The organism is Streptomyces sp. NPDC051578 (assembly GCF_044454045.1).
Classification (GTDB): Bacteria; Actinomycetota; Actinomycetes; order Streptomycetales; family Streptomycetaceae; genus Streptomyces.
On sequence record NZ_JBITDH010000001.1, the window covers coordinates 2362716 to 2376215 of the forward strand.

At 73.1% G+C, this 13500-nt stretch carries 15 protein-coding genes; 6 read left to right on the top strand and 9 right to left on the bottom strand.

Going from position 1 to position 13500, the window contains the following annotated elements; genetic code table 11:
- Positions 1–21 precede the first annotated feature (21 nt).
- The 7 genes from ACIA6C_RS10770 to ACIA6C_RS10800 all read right to left on the bottom strand — a co-directional run bounded on the left by ACIA6C_RS10770 (position 22) and on the right by ACIA6C_RS10800 (position 4823).
- Positions 22–312 (bottom strand): DUF3099 domain-containing protein, encoded by a 291-nt coding sequence (locus ACIA6C_RS10770; RefSeq protein ID WP_361138266.1) that lies wholly within the window; start codon positions 310–312, stop codon positions 22–24.
- Positions 313–421: 109 nt separating this feature from the next.
- The gene (locus ACIA6C_RS10775; protein ID WP_030030422.1) at positions 422–712 is read right to left on the bottom strand and encodes a DUF1416 domain-containing protein; all 291 of its coding nucleotides are present in this window, start codon (positions 710–712) and stop codon (positions 422–424) included.
- Positions 713–751: 39 nt separating this feature from the next.
- Positions 752–1597: a sulfurtransferase gene (locus ACIA6C_RS10780; protein WP_399274352.1), complete on the bottom strand. Its 846-nt coding sequence runs from the start codon at positions 1595–1597 to the stop codon at positions 752–754.
- Between the two features lie 194 nt (positions 1598–1791).
- Entirely contained in the window at positions 1792–1875 is an 84-nt protein-coding gene (locus ACIA6C_RS10785) for a putative leader peptide (protein WP_359921537.1), read from the bottom strand.
- 239 nt (positions 1876–2114) lie between these two features.
- Positions 2115–2828 carry a DUF2993 domain-containing protein gene (locus ACIA6C_RS10790; protein ID WP_399274354.1) on the bottom strand — a complete coding sequence of 238 codons (714 nt, stop codon included), beginning with the start codon at positions 2826–2828 and terminating at the stop codon, positions 2115–2117.
- Positions 2829–2905: 77 nt separating this feature from the next.
- Positions 2906–4558, bottom strand: a complete 1653-nt coding sequence (locus tag ACIA6C_RS10795) for a hypothetical protein (protein WP_399274356.1) — start codon at positions 4556–4558, stop codon at positions 2906–2908.
- Positions 4559–4568: 10 nt separating this feature from the next.
- Positions 4569–4823: a MoaD/ThiS family protein gene (locus ACIA6C_RS10800; RefSeq protein WP_190187233.1), complete on the bottom strand. Its 255-nt coding sequence runs from the start codon at positions 4821–4823 to the stop codon at positions 4569–4571.
- Positions 4824–5211: 388 nt separating this feature from the next.
- Between ACIA6C_RS10800 and ACIA6C_RS10805 the strand changes: the two genes are divergently transcribed.
- From ACIA6C_RS10805 to ACIA6C_RS10825, 5 genes are all read left to right on the top strand, one after another.
- Positions 5212–5991 carry a response regulator transcription factor gene (locus ACIA6C_RS10805; protein WP_361138271.1) on the top strand — a complete coding sequence of 260 codons (780 nt, stop codon included), beginning with the start codon at positions 5212–5214 and terminating at the stop codon, positions 5989–5991.
- 24 nt (positions 5992–6015) lie between these two features.
- Positions 6016–7038, top strand: coding sequence for a LacI family DNA-binding transcriptional regulator (locus ACIA6C_RS10810; protein WP_136213703.1), 1023 nt, complete (start codon positions 6016–6018; stop codon positions 7036–7038).
- Between the two features lie 652 nt (positions 7039–7690).
- Positions 7691–8704 (top strand): S1C family serine protease, encoded by a 1014-nt coding sequence (locus ACIA6C_RS10815; protein ID WP_399274359.1) that lies wholly within the window; start codon positions 7691–7693, stop codon positions 8702–8704.
- Between the two features lie 56 nt (positions 8705–8760).
- Positions 8761–9510, top strand: a complete 750-nt coding sequence (locus tag ACIA6C_RS10820) for a response regulator transcription factor (RefSeq protein ID WP_366082288.1) — start codon at positions 8761–8763, stop codon at positions 9508–9510.
- The gene (locus ACIA6C_RS10825) at positions 9507–10973 is read left to right on the top strand and encodes an ATP-binding protein (protein WP_399274361.1); all 1467 of its coding nucleotides are present in this window, start codon (positions 9507–9509) and stop codon (positions 10971–10973) included. The genes ACIA6C_RS10820 and ACIA6C_RS10825 overlap by 4 nt, the downstream gene beginning before the upstream one ends.
- Here ACIA6C_RS10825 and ACIA6C_RS10830 read toward each other — a convergent pair.
- Together ACIA6C_RS10830 and ACIA6C_RS10835 are read right to left on the bottom strand one after the other, a co-directional pair.
- A complete protein-coding gene (locus ACIA6C_RS10830) occupies positions 10953–11852 on the bottom strand; it encodes a phosphatidylinositol-specific phospholipase C (RefSeq protein WP_366082286.1) in 900 nt (299 codons plus the stop codon). The genes ACIA6C_RS10825 and ACIA6C_RS10830 overlap by 21 nt on opposite strands.
- Positions 11853–11930: 78 nt before the next feature.
- Positions 11931–12500, bottom strand: coding sequence for a TetR/AcrR family transcriptional regulator (locus ACIA6C_RS10835; RefSeq protein WP_399274364.1), 570 nt, complete (start codon positions 12498–12500; stop codon positions 11931–11933).
- Between the two features lie 120 nt (positions 12501–12620).
- Between ACIA6C_RS10835 and ACIA6C_RS10840 the strand changes: the two genes are divergently transcribed.
- Entirely contained in the window at positions 12621–13406 is a 786-nt protein-coding gene (locus tag ACIA6C_RS10840; protein WP_399274366.1) for an alpha/beta fold hydrolase, read from the top strand.
- The last annotated feature ends 94 nt before the right edge of the window (positions 13407–13500 follow it).

A 13500-nucleotide genomic window follows, 5' to 3' on the forward strand; every position in this document is an offset into this window, starting at 1 on the left:
GTACTCGTTCTTATTACATTTTTATTGCGGTGGATTCGGGTCGCCGTTTCCGTCGTACCGGCGCCGCTTTCCGTCCAGTTCGTCCCACCATTCGTCGGACTTGGGGTCGCCCGACGGGTCGTCCCACCAGCGGTCCTCCGGACCGCGCCGGTTCGCGATCATCGCGGCGACCGGGGGGATGACCATGGCGACGACGCACAGCGCGACGGCGGCCTCCACCGACCACAGGCGCACGAAGGCCCAGGCGGAGACGAAGAGGAACAGGCAACCGCCCATCATCAGGAAGTAGACGCGGCGCCTCCTGGCGTACATACCTCCAGGGTAGGGCGGATCCGGAACGGCACGAAGGGCCGCACCCCGTTCCAGTGGCGTCCAACCCCCTGGGGTACGGCCCTTCGGCCGGTCGTACGTGGAGCAGCGGTCAGACCGCGATCGCCACGTCCGTCACTCCGCCGGCCTCGGCGACGACGACGGCACGGTCCGCCTGGGCACCCGGGACGAGCGCCCGCAGCGTCCAGGAGCCGGTGGCGGCGTAGAAGCGGAACTGGCCGGTGGCCGAGGTCGGGACCTCGGCGGTGAACTCGCCGGTCGAATCCAGCAGCCGCACGTAACCGCTGACGGGCTCGCCGTCCTTGGTCACCTGGCCCTGGATGGCGGTCTCACCGGGCTTGAGCGTGGCGAGGTCGGGCCCGCCGATCTGTGCTCCACACATGTTTCTCTGTCCTGTCCTGGAGAGGGCTTGTGCTGCTGGTTACTTGTTCGGACCGAGCTCGATCGGCACGCCGACCAGGGAGCCGTACTCGGTCCAGGAGCCGTCGTAGTTCTTGACGTTCTCCTGGCCCAGGAGCTCGTGCAGCACGAACCACGTGAGCGCGGAGCGCTCGCCGATGCGGCAGTAGGCGATGGTGTCCTTGGACAGGTCCACCTGCTCGGCCTCGTACAGGGCGGTCAGCTCTTCGTCGGACTTGAAGGTGCCGTCGTCGTTGGCGTTCTTCGACCACGGGATGTTGCGGGCGCTCGGCACGTGGCCGGGGCGCTGCGACTGCTCCTGCGGGAGGTGCGCCGGGGCGAGCAGCTTGCCGGAGAACTCGTCGGGCGAGCGGACGTCGACCAGGTTCTGGTTGCCGATCGCGGCGACGACGTCGTCGCGGAAGGCGCGGATCGTGGCGTCCTGCGGCTTGGCCTTGTACTGGGTGGCCGGGCGGTTCGGGACGTCCTTGCCGTCGACCAGGTCGCGGGAGTCGAGCTCCCACTTCTTGCGGCCGCCGTCGAGCAGGCGGACGTCCTGGTGGCCGTAGAGCTTGAAGTACCAGTAGGCGTAGGACGCGAACCAGTTGTTGTTGCCGCCGTAGAGGACGACGGTGTCGTCGTTGGAGATGCCCTTGGCGGACAGCAGCTTCTCGAAGCCCTCCTGGTCCACGAAGTCACGGCGGACCGGGTCCTGGAGGTCGCTCTTCCAGTCGATCCGGACGGCGTTGGTGATGTGGTTCTTGTCGTAGGCGGACGTGTCCTCGTCCACCTCGACGATGACGACGTTGGCGTCGTTCAGGTGGGCCTCGACCCAGTCGGCGTCTACGAGGACGTCGCTGCGGCTCATGGTGATCTCCTCCGGGGCAGTGTGCGGCGGGACGGTGCGGGTGCTGCTGCGGGGTGGTGCTCGTGCGCGGCGCTCCGGGCGACCGGCCGGTCGAGCCCTGCGCGGGGAGGCGTCAGGGGGCAGCCGGGCGGGTCGCGGATTCGGTCACGCGGGGAAGGCCGTCGACGGCCGGTGGAGCGGAAGGGCTCACACCGCTAGATGGAGCGACAGAGCATGGCGGCGACGCGACACAGGTCTACTGCCCGCCGCTTCGTGAGGTCCGCCTGCTGATGCTTCATAGGTAGGGATCGTAGGGACGAATCGGCCGCCCTGTCACCGGTGTGTCATATTCCGAGACAGGATCGTCCGAATGGCGGGATAAGAAGAGCCCCGGAGGCCGCTTTCCGGCCTCCGGGGCTCGTCGCGGCGGCCCGCTCTCCTGCGGATCGGACCATCCGTCTCACGATCCGGCCAAGACCTCGCCCGTGCGGGTCGCCCCGCGGTCCACCGGCGTCACCTCCGCGCGGTCCGGGCCGTCCTACTGGCCGGCCAGCACCACGTCCGTACCCGACAGCGAGAGGTGCACTCCCTGCTCGTCCGAGGTCAACGTCGAGAGCTGGAGGCCGGACGGCAGCCCGCCGTCGATGCTGCGGTCGAAGTCGGTCTTCTTGCGGACGACGCGCTCGATGCCGGGGATCCCCTCGCCCGGCACCTCGTCGGCGTGCACCCGGACGATCTTGCCCTTCCCGGACGGGGCGTCCGCGAGGGCGATGGTCGACACGACGCTGCGCGTCAGGCTCTGCCCGAGGAACTCCAGCCGGGCGGTGACCTTCACCTTCCCCGGCGTCCCGCCGTAGGCGACGGTGACTCCCGTCTGCGAGGCCTCGGTGAGGTCCGCGTACGAGACGAAGGCGGTGCCCTCGGCGCGCCGGGCCGTGCCGCCGCTGTAGTCGCCGTTCAGCTTCACCCCATGGAAGGCCGCGTCGAGCCTGGTGAGGCGGGTCTTGCGGCCGTCGGCGGTGGCCTCGACGCCCTTGAGGGTGACGTCGACCTGGTCGAGGTCGTGGCTGAGCGCCTGGGTCAGGAACGGGAACCCGTGGATGTCCACCTCCGCGCTGCCCGCGAGCCCCTGCCGGGCCTGTATGCGGTCGGCGAGCCGGTTCTCGGCGTAGCCGACCGCCCAGCGGTCGGCGCCCACGAAGAGCCCGCCCAGGATCACTGCGATGATGACGACGGCGCGTAGAAAACGCACGTTCCCCTCCCCCTACTGATCGGTACGTGCGCTCTAGTTGACCATGTCCGGCCATGTGGCCGCCGTCAGCACGGCGGTCAGCCGACCACCCGGCCCATCAGGTAGACGGCGGGGGCGGCGGCCGCGAGCGGCAGCGCGACACCGGCCGTCATGTGGACGAACTTCGACGGGTAGTCGTACGCGGCCACCCGCAGCCCGACCAGCGCGCACACACCGGCGGCCAGTCCGACCAGCGCCCCGCCCGCCCCGAGGCCGTTCAGCGTGCCGACCGCGATGCCCGCGCCGGCCGCCGCGGCCAGCGAGACGGCGACGGAGGCGGGTGCCGGGAGCGGCAGCGCGCGGGCGAAGACGGCGACCGCCACGGCGGCGGCGCCGACGCTGACGGCCTGGGAGCCGGCGGCCAGGTACCCGGCGCAGACGATGGCGAGTGCGGCGGAGGCCACCGAGGCCATCAGCCCGTACATCCGCTCGTCGGGCTCGGCGTGGCTGCGCAGCTGGAGGACCAGCGTCAGCAGCACCCAGGCGCCGAGGGTGCCGATGATCGCGCCGGGGCCGTACACGTCGTCCACCGCGAGCACCGCCGCGTCGGCGACGACGGCTCCGGCGAAGGCGAGCACGATGCCCTGGCGGGCGGGCCACATGCCGTTGAGGCGGAACCAGCCGGCGGCGGTGAGCCCCTGGAGGGCGATCAGCGGAACGAGCAGCGCGAGGTCGCCGAGCGCGGCGGCGCCGGCCAGCAGCAGCCCGAGGGCAGCGGTCAGCACGGCCGACTGCGGGCCGGGGTCGATGATCGGCGACCGGCCCTCGGCGCGGGCCTGGGCGGGGTCGACGGCGCGCAGCGTGTTCCCCGCCAGGGTGGGCGGCGAATACTCGGGCTCCTCCCCGGGCACGGCGGGCGCACCGGGCGCGGTCTGCGGGGCCGCGGCCGGTGGACGCGTCGCATCGGTGACCGGTGGCAGGTACGCGGTGGCGGCGGCGTCGTCGTTGCGAACCGGCGGCAAGTACGCGGTGGCGGCGGCGTCGTCGTTGCGAACCGGCGGCAAGTACGCGGTGGCGGCGGCGTCGTCGTTGCGAACCGGCGGCAAGTACGCGGTGGCGGCGGCGTCCGGGGCCTGGGGAGCGGCCGCCTGGGGCGGGAGGTAGGCCGTGGACCCGGCCCAGTTCCCACCCGGGGCGGCGGCCTGGGCCTCCTCGCGGTACCAGCCCTGCGGGCCGGCGTCGTCCCGCACGGGCGGCAGGTACGCCGTCTCGGCCGCCCACTCGGACGCGGCCGCCCGACCCGGCCCCGCCGGTGCCTCCTCGCGGAACCACCCATCGGGCGCCACGGGCTGCTGCGGCGGGGGCTGGTGTGGCTGCGGCTGCGGCTGCGCGGGGGCCTGCTCCCGGTACGGCGGCAGGTACGCGGTCTCGGCGGCCCACTCGGACGCGGGCACCTGACCCGGCCCCGCCGGGGCCTCCTCGCGGAACCACCCCTCGGGCGCCACGGGCGGCTGCTGCCGGCCCGGCACCCCGCCCAGCGGCGGGACGGGCGGCTGCGGGGCCTGCTGCACCGGCTGGTAGCCGGTCTCCCATGTGTCGGACTGCCAGGTCTGGGTGCCGTACGGGTCCTGCTCGTGCCCGTATTGCCCGTGCTGCCCGTCCTGCGCGGGCCGCCCGTGCCGCCCGCGGGGCTGCCGGTGCGGCTCGTGCGGCTCCTGCGGCTGCGGCTGTCGTTCGTCGGAGTTGCTCATCGGCTCCCGCTCACCCGCCCGCGAACGGCGGGAGCACCTCGACGGTGCCCCCTTCCGTCAACAGGACGGCATCGTGCGGGCGCTTGCCCACAGGCTCGTCGTTCACGAGGAAGGAGCAGCGCAGCAGGACCCGGGTCAGTTCACCCGGGTGGCGTTCCCGCACGGCGTCCAGTGCCTCGGCCAGCGTGCGCGCCGAGTACGGCTCCTCCGCCGTCTCGGCCGCGGCCTTGGCCGCCGCCCAGTAGCGGATGGTCCCGGTTGCCACTGCTGCTCCCCTCGTCGGCTCTACCGTCGGCTCTCTGCCGTCGGCCTCCATGATGACGCCTCCCGCCGGATGCCCGGCGTGGCGGGAACCACAGAAGAGGGATCAGATGGAACCTCGGCCCCGAAAGGGCCGGTGGGCTATCCTGGCGGTGCAGAGGATCCGGGCAATGTTGCCCCCGGGTCCTTTTGTGCTTTCAGCACGTTGAACGGACCGAGAACAGGTGCCGTCCGGGCCTCAGGGCGCGGGGACCGGGCAGGCGCCGCACGAAGTCGTACGAAGCAGTGCCGCGAAAGTCCTCGACGGGACCGAGGAGGAACCGAGTGATGGACCAGCGAACCGTGCACGAGCACGACGTGCACGACCACCCGACCCGGGCAGGTGGTCGGGCATGAGCTCGCTCCTGCTCCTCACCAACGCCCTGCAGCCGTCCACCGAGGTGCTGCCCGCCCTCGGCCTGCTGCTGCACAACGTCCGGGTCGCCCCCGCGGAGGGCCCGGCCCTCGTGGACACGCCCGGCGCCGACGTGATCCTCATCGACGGCCGCCGCGACCTCCCGCAGGTGCGCTCGCTGTGCCAGCTGCTGCGCTCCACCGGGCCCGGCTGCCCGCTGGTCCTCGTCGTCACCGAGGGCGGCCTCGCGGCCGTGACCGCCGACTGGGGCATCGACGACGTCCTCCTCGACACCGCCGGACCGGCCGAGGTCGAGGCGCGGCTGCGGCTGGCCACCGGCCGTCAGCAGCTGGGGTCGGACGACTCCCCGATGGAGATCCGCAACGGTGACCTGTCGGTCGACGAGGCGACGTACTCCGCGAAGCTCAAGGGCCGGGTCCTGGACCTCACCTTCAAGGAGTTCGAGCTGCTCAAGTACCTCGCCCAGCACCCGGGCCGGGTCTTCACGCGCGCCCAGCTCCTCCAGGAGGTGTGGGGCTACGACTACTTCGGGGGCACCCGCACGGTGGACGTCCACGTACGGCGGCTGCGCGCCAAGCTCGGCCCCGAGCACGAGTCGCTGATCGGTACGGTGCGCAACGTCGGCTACCGCTTCGTCACGCCGGAGAAGGTGGAACGGGCGGCCGCGGAGGCGGCGGCCCAGGCGGCCTCGGCCCTCCCCCGTATGGAGGAAGCACCGGTAACGGTCCAGTCGGCAGGACGCCCTGCCCAGAGGTAGGTCACCCCGCGTAGACTGCCGCGCGTGGCCAAGGTGACGCGGGATGACGTGGCGCGACTTGCGGGTACCTCTACCGCCGTCGTGAGCTACGTCATCAATAACGGACCCCGGCCGGTTGCCCCGGCCACGCGCGAGCGTGTACTCGCCGCCATCAAGGACCTGGGCTACCGGCCAGACCGGGTGGCCCAGGCGATGGCCTCGCGGCGCACCGACCTCATAGGCATGATCGTGCCGGACGCGCGGCAGCCGTTCTTCGCGGAGATGGCCCACGCGGTCGAACAGGCCGCCGCCGAGCGCGGGAAGATGGTGCTGGTCGGCAACTCCGACTACCGCGACGAGCGCGAGGTCCACTACCTGCGGGCCTTCCTCGGGATGCGGGTGTCGGGCCTGATCCTGGTCAGCCAGGGCATGAGCGAGCGCGCGGCGTCGGAGATCGAGGCGTGGGACGCGCGGATCGTGCTGCTGCACGAGCGGCCCGAGGCGATCGACGACGTCGCGGTCATCACCGACGACATCGGCGGCGCGCAGCTCGCGACGCGGCACCTGCTGGAACACGGGCACCCCTACGTGGCCTGCATCGGCGGCGTCGAGAACACCCCGTCGGTGGGCGACCCGGTCGCGGACCACGTCGAGGGCTGGCGCCGGGCGATGCTGGAGGCCGGGCGGTCGGTGGAGGGCCGGCTGTTCGAGGCCCCGTACAACCGCTACGACGCGTACAAGGTGGCCCTGGAGGTCCTGTCGGGGCCGGACCGGCCCCCGGCGATCTTCTGCGCGACGGACGACCAGGCGATCGGTGTGCTGCGGGCGGCGCGGGAGCTGCGGATCGACGTGCCGGGGGAACTGGCGGTGGCCGGCTTCGACGACGTCAAGGAAGCGGCGCTGACGGACCCGCCGCTGACGACGATCGCCTCGGACCGGCCGGCGATGGCCCGCGCGGCGGTGGATCTCGTCCTGGACGACGCGCTGCGGGTGGCGGGCTCCCGGCGCGAGCGGCTGAAGCAGTTCCCTTCGGCCCTGGTCATCCGCCGCTCCTGCGGCTGCCGCTAGCTCCTTTTCAACGCGGCCCTCGCGCCCCTCGGCCCTGGCGCGCCTTGCGGGCTTCGGCTCGCTGCGCCGGACTCCGTCCGCCGGATCCCCGGGCGGCGCCCCCTGGCACCCTGCGGGCCGGTGGGGATCCTCGGCGCGCCGCGCCGCGCCGCCGGAATACCGTCCGCCGCTGCCCGGGCCGGTGCCCGCTGAGGTGCGGGCCGGTGCGGGGTGGCCCTGCGGGGCTGTCCCCTACCCGCCCTTCCCCCGTTCCCCGGAGCTCCGCCCCGGACCCCCACGAGCCCCCGGGCTCCCAGCCGGGGCCCCGGCCCGCCCCATCCAGCCCCGCGGCGATCGAGGCGCACCCACCCAGCCCCGCCGGCGACCGAGGCGCGGGGGCTCGGGGGCCGGCCCCCGCAACGGCGCCGCACCCGAACGCTCCCAGGGCCCCTGCCCCATCCACCCAGCCCCGCCGGCGATCGAGGCGCACCCACCCAGCCCGCCGGCGACCGAGGCGCGGGGGCTCGGGGGCCGGCCCCCGCAACGGCGCCGCACACGAACGCCCCCCAGGCCCCCGGGCGGGGCGGGACCTTATATCGGGCATACGCGGTTCTGTCGGGCTTCTCAGGCTGGGCTCAGAATGCTCTCATCATCCGGGGACACAGTCTGAGACATGACCGACAGCTTCCGCCGCGAAGGCGACTACCCGCAGGAGTACCCGCCGCCCCCCGCGTACCCGCCGGCGGCCGCCGCACCCCGCCCCCGCCGCCCCGTCGCCCTGCTGGCCGCCGTCGCGCTGGCCGCCGCCCTCGTCGGCGGCGGGACCGCCGCCGCCGTGGAGGGCCTGCTCGCCCAGCACGGCACCGGCCCCGGCGCCTTCACCGGCACCAACGTCTCGCAGTCCAGCACCGGCACCGTCGCCGGCGTAGCCGAACAGGTCAGCCCCTCCGTCGTCCGCATCGACACCCGCACCGGCTCCGGCCAGGGCACCGGCTCCGGCATCGTGCTGACCGCCGACGGCGAGATCGTCACGAACAACCACGTCGTGGCCGGCGCCTCCGAGATCCAGGTGACGATGAGCGACGGCAAGAAGTACGCCGCCAAGACCCTCGGCACCGACCCCGCCAAGGACCTGGCGCTCATCAAGCTCCAGGGTGCCTCCGGCCTCAAGCCGGCCCGCCTCGGCAACTCCGACAACCTCCGCGTCGGCGACCAGGTCGTCGCCATCGGCTCCCCCGACCGCCTCACCGGCACCGTCACCAGCGGCATCGTCTCGGCGCTGAACCGGGACGTGAGCGTCCCGAAGTCCGAGGGGCAGGCCCCGCAGCGCCGCCAGGGCGGCGACGGCTGGCCGTTCTCCTTCGACGGCCGGCAGTTCAACGGCGACACCGGCAAGGACAACACCTCGTACAAGGCGATCCAGACCGACGCCTCCCTCAACCCGGGCAACTCCGGCGGCGCCCTCGTCAACATGAACGGCGAGATCGTCGGAATGCCCTCGGCGATCTACTCGCCCTCCGCGGACAGCTCCGGCGCCGGCAGCGTCGGCCTCGGCTTCGCCATCCCGGTCAACACGGTCAAGGGCGACCTGTCCTCCCTCCGCCAAGGCGGCACCGGCACCGGCACCGGCTCCGACAACGGCACCGACAACGGCGGCAGCGACGACAGCGGCCTCAACTCCTACTGACCTAGCCTGGGGGAGCCGCCGATCACCGACCGACCACCACCCTGGGGGACCCGACCATGGCTGCAACGACTGCCGGGAGCGCCGAAGGCGACCCCCAGCGCGTCCTCGTCGTCGACGACGAGCCGGCCGTCCGTGAGGCCCTGCGCCGCAGCCTCGCCTTCGAGGGGTACGCGGCGCAGACCGCCGTCGACGGGCTCGACGCCCTCGACAAGGCGGCCTCGTACGCCCCCGACCTGATCGTCCTCGACATCCAGATGCCCCGCATGGACGGTCTGACCGCCGCCCGCCGGCTGCGCGCCTCGGGCAGCACCACCCCGATCCTGATGCTGACGGCCCGCGACACCGTCGGCGACCGCGTCACGGGGCTGGACGCCGGGGCCGACGACTACCTCGTCAAGCCCTTCGAGCTGGACGAGCTCTTCGCCCGGGTCCGCGCCCTGCTGCGCCGCAGCGGCTACGCCGCACCCGCGGCCGGCGGCGCACAGCCCGAGCACGGCCTCGCCTTCGGCGACCTGCGCATGGACCTCACCACCCGCGAGGTCACCCGTGCCGGGCGGCCCGTGGAGCTGACCCGTACGGAGTTCACGCTGCTGGAGATGTTCCTCTCCCACCCCCGCCAGGTCCTGACCCGCGAGCAGATCCTGAAAACGGTCTGGGGCTTCGACTTCGAGCCCAGCTCCAACTCCCTCGACGTGTACGTCATGTACCTGCGCCGCAAGACCGAGGCGGGCGGCGAACCCCGCCTCGTGCACACGGTGCGCGGGGTGGGGTACGTCCTGCGCGCCGGTGAGAGCGGACCCGAATGAGCCCGGTCAACCGGTTCCGCGCCCTGCCTCTGCGCTCCCGGCTGGCGCTGCTGGTGACCGTGGCGGTGGCGGTGGCCGTGGCGGCCGTCGCCGTCGTCAGCTGGTTCATGGTCCGTACGCAGCTGCGGGACCAGCTCGACAGCTCGCTGCGCTCCACCAACGCCAGCGCGCAGGCCAACCAGACGCTGTCGGAGGTCGGCTGCCGCGAGAAGGTGCCCGGCGCCATCGTCAACAACCTGAGCGCCCAGGTGCAGATCGTGCTGCCCGCGGGCGGGCGGTGCTGGGTGGACGGCAAGAACACCCTCCCGGTCACCTCGTACGACCTCCAGGTCGCCCAGGGCCGGCGCGGGCCCGTGCTGTACGACGGCCGTACCACCGAGGGCACGCCAGTACGCGTCTACACCCAGCCGGTGACCGTCAGCGGGCCGGTCGGCGGCACCGTCGCCATCTCGGTCGCCAAGCCGCTCGCCGACGTCGACAGGCCGCTGTCCACCTTGGCCTGGGTGCTGCTGTTCGTCTCGGGCGTCGGTGTCGTCGGCGCGGGTGTGGCGGGGCTGTGGGTGGCGCGGACGGGGCTGCGGCCCGTGGACGAACTCACCGGCGCCGTGGAGCACATCGCGCGCACCGAGGACCTCACCGTACGGATCCCCGACGAGGGCGACGACGAGATCGCCCGCCTGTCGCGGTCGTTCAACTCGATGACGGCGGCCCTGGCCTCCTCCCGCGACCGGCAGGCCCAGCTCATCGCGGACGCCGGCCACGAGCTGCGCACGCCGCTGACCTCGCTGCGGACCAACATCGAACTGCTGGCGCGCAGCGAGGAGACCGGCCGGGCCATCCCGCCGCAGGACCGCAGGGAGCTGCTGGCCTCGGTCAAGGCGCAGATGACGGAACTGGCGGCGCTGATCGGGGACCTCCAGGAGCTGTCCCGGCCGGATGCCGCGGCGCACGTGCGCCTGGAGGTGGTGGCCCTGCACGACATCGCGGAGACCGCGCTGTCCCGGGCGCGCCTGCGCGGTCCCGAGCTGGTCTTCGGCTCGGACCTGCGGCCCTGGTACGTACGGGGCGAGGCGGCCGCGCTGGAGCGGGCGGTGGTCAACCTGCTGGACAACGCGGTGAAGTTCAGTCCGCCGGGCGGCGCGGTGGAAGTGGCCCTGCGGGACGGGGAGCTGACCGTACGGGACCACGGGCCCGGAGTCCCCGCCGGCGACCTCCCGCACGTCTTCGAGCGGTTCTGGCGCTCCCCCTCGGCCCGCGCCCTGCCCGGCAGCGGGCTGGGCCTGTCGATAGTGGCCCGTACGGCGGACCGGGCGGGCGGCAGCGCCGAACTGCGGGCCCCGGCGGACGGCGGCCCGGGCACGGAGGCGGTGCTCCGCATCCCGGGCGCTCCGACGCCGCCGCCCGCGCCGCCGGGACCGGCTGCGCAGACCCCGCCGCCGCCGTCAGTTGTGCCGGATCAGTGAGGCGACCAGGCCGGAGCGGGTGTTCGGGAAGTCCATGGGGACGATGCCGAGCCCGGTCCGGCCGGCCAGCTCCGCGCCGTCGACGAAGCCCTGGACCTGCGGGTTGAGCCGGTCGGAGTTCCAGCGCGGCGGCATGTACGCGGCGGTGCTGGTGTAGTTCACGAACAGCTTGCCGGGCTGCCCGGCGGCCCGGCGGAACTGGTCCTCGATCTTGCCGCGTTTGGCGAACGGCTCGGCGTTGTAGTCGTCCTGGATGTCGAAGACGTTGCCGTCGCCGTACCGCAGGCCCGGCAGTCCGCCGTTGTCGGCGAGCAGCACCACCTTCCCGCGCGCCTGGCCGAGCGAGCCCGGCAGGGCGTCGGCTATCCGGAACAGCGGCCGCCAGCCGCGGTTGTCGAGGTAGTCGTCGAAGACGGCCCGGAACGTCGCGTCGCTCTCCCCGGAGTACTCCTGCTTGACCCGCATCAGGACGGTCTCGGAAGGGTGCGCGGCGAGGAAGTTCCAGCAGGCCACGAGGACGTCGCCGAACATCAGGTCCTGGAAGAACGCCGCGTGGTGGATGGCGAAGGAGCCGCCCGTGACGCGGCAGCGGACGTCGAGGAACCGGATGCCGGAGTCGAGCTGCTGGGCGATCGAGGTGTTCTGGCAGGCGACGTAGAGACCGCCCTTGGTGGCGCCCGAGTCGTGGGTGCCGGGGATCGTCATCCGTTGCAGCGGGGTGGAGTCGGCGAGGCCGGCCATCCAGTCCTGGGTGCCGAGCGCGGCGCGCGCTGCGGGGGCCGTGCGGGCCGATGCCGGGGCCGCGGCGCCCAGTGTCATCGCGGCGCCCGCGCCCGCCGCCAGCGCCCCGGTGAGGAATCCACGCCGATCCAGTGCCATGCCCGCCCCTTTTTCCGGTCCAGTGGTCGGACCGGAGTATGGCGTGCGGCAGCGGCCTTTACTACCCGTCGGTACGGGTCATTTTTCGAGCAACTCGGCCATGGCGCGCAGGCCTTGGGCGAGCTCGCGGCCGTTCGGCGCCTGCTCGGGGTCGGTGAGGCACTGGACCATCACCCCGGTCAGCAGCGCGAGGTGTACCGACCCGAGGCCCCGTACGTCTTCCTCCGCGACCTCCTCCTGCGGCACGCCCCGCCACTGGGCGGCGACCATCCGGCGGGACCGGCGCTGGTCGTCGGCGAGGACCGCGAGCAGCGCGGGCGAGGACTGCGCGTGCACGAAGGCCTCGACGGAGGCCGTCCACAGCCAGCGCATCTCGCCGAAGTCCGCGATCTTGCGGTCCCACATGTCGGCGTAGCGCTCCGCGGCGGTGTCCCCCCGTCCGGCGAGCCGGCCCGCCGACGCCGCCCATTCGTCCATGGCCGCGGACAGCGCCTGGTTGAGCAGGGCCTCACGCGATCCGAAGTGGTAGCCGATGGCGGCCATGCTCACCTGCGCGGCCGATGCGATGTCCCGCACGGTGGTGCGCAGGTACCCCTTCTCCTCCAGGCAGCGGCGCGCTCCGGCCAGCAGGTCCTCGCGATTTCCCATGGCGGGATCGTATCCGCGCCCCCGCTTGGGCAAGCGCCCAAGACGTATGTATTGCGCGCTTGCCCAAATCCTGGCAGGGTCATACCCGTAACCGAAGGCCTCACAGGGGAGAGCGGAACCATGCGCCACACGCTGACGATCGACGGCCGTGCCTTGTCCTACCTCGACTTCGGCGGGCCCGGCCGCCCGCTGCTCGCGCTGCACGGGGGCATGTCCGAGGGCCTCGCCTTCGCCGGCCTCGCCGACGTCCTCGGCGACGGGTGGCGGGTCATCGCCCCCGACCAGCGCGGCCACGGCGACTCCGACCGGGCCGCCGACTACGGCCGCGCCGGGTACGTCCGCGACGCCGTCGCGCTCCTCGACCACCTCGGCCTGGACGAGCCCGTCGCCGTCCTCGGCTACTCCCTCGGAGGCATCAACGCCTACCAGCTGGCCGCCGCCCACCCGGACCGGGTCGGCGCGCTCGTCAACGTGGACGCCACGGTGGAGATCGAACCCGACACGGCGGGAGGGCTCTTCGGGTTCCTCGGGGGCATGCGGTACACCGCCCCCACCCGCGAGGAGCTCCTCGCCGCGGCCGGACCGGTGGGCTCCCAGTTCGTCGGGCAGGCACTGCGCCCGCTCCCCGGCGGCGAGGGCTGGCGGCTGCCGTTCCACCCGCAGGACATGGTCGACTCCGCCGAGGCCTGCCGCGGCGACCACTGGGACAGCTGGCTCGCCGGCACCTGCCCGGCCCTGCTGGTCCACGCCACCCACAGCCAGACGCTCCCGCAGGAGACGGCCGACGCGATGGTCACCCGGCGGCCGGGGACCTCGTACGCGCCCCTCGACGGGGACCACTTCGTGCCGTTCACGGACCCGGATGGCTTCCACGAGGCGGTACGCACGTTCCTCGCCGGCCTCTGAGCCCGCCGCGGGGACATACCGCGGAAAGCCCGCGGCCCGGAAAGCCGCGGCGAAGGCCGCAGCAGAAGCCGCAGTAACGCCGCAGGGGCGGCGG

Excerpts from the sequence above, each read along its gene's own strand:
- ACIA6C_RS10775 (WP_030030422.1), bottom strand. The coding sequence starts at position 712 with ATGTGTGGAGCACAGATCGGCGGGCCCGACCTCGCCACGCTCAAGCCC.
- ACIA6C_RS10820 (WP_366082288.1), top strand. The coding sequence starts at position 8,761 with ATGGCTGCAACGACTGCCGGGAGCGCCGAAGGCGACCCCCAGCGCGTC.
- ACIA6C_RS10815 (WP_399274359.1), top strand. The coding sequence starts at position 7,691 with ATGACCGACAGCTTCCGCCGCGAAGGCGACTACCCGCAGGAGTACCCG.
- ACIA6C_RS10805 (WP_361138271.1), top strand. The coding sequence starts at position 5,212 with ATGAGCTCGCTCCTGCTCCTCACCAACGCCCTGCAGCCGTCCACCGAG.
- ACIA6C_RS10840 (WP_399274366.1), top strand. The coding sequence starts at position 12,621 with ATGCGCCACACGCTGACGATCGACGGCCGTGCCTTGTCCTACCTCGAC.
- ACIA6C_RS10770 (WP_361138266.1), bottom strand. The coding sequence starts at position 312 with ATGTACGCCAGGAGGCGCCGCGTCTACTTCCTGATGATGGGCGGTTGC.
- ACIA6C_RS10825 (WP_399274361.1), top strand. The coding sequence starts at position 9,507 with ATGAGCCCGGTCAACCGGTTCCGCGCCCTGCCTCTGCGCTCCCGGCTG.
- ACIA6C_RS10785 (WP_359921537.1), bottom strand. The coding sequence starts at position 1,875 with ATGAAGCATCAGCAGGCGGACCTCACGAAGCGGCGGGCAGTAGACCTG.
- ACIA6C_RS10835 (WP_399274364.1), bottom strand. The coding sequence starts at position 12,500 with ATGGGAAATCGCGAGGACCTGCTGGCCGGAGCGCGCCGCTGCCTGGAG.
- ACIA6C_RS10830 (WP_366082286.1), bottom strand. The coding sequence starts at position 11,852 with ATGGCACTGGATCGGCGTGGATTCCTCACCGGGGCGCTGGCGGCGGGC.
- ACIA6C_RS10780 (WP_399274352.1), bottom strand. The coding sequence starts at position 1,597 with ATGAGCCGCAGCGACGTCCTCGTAGACGCCGACTGGGTCGAGGCCCAC.
- ACIA6C_RS10795 (WP_399274356.1), bottom strand. The coding sequence starts at position 4,558 with ATGAGCAACTCCGACGAACGACAGCCGCAGCCGCAGGAGCCGCACGAG.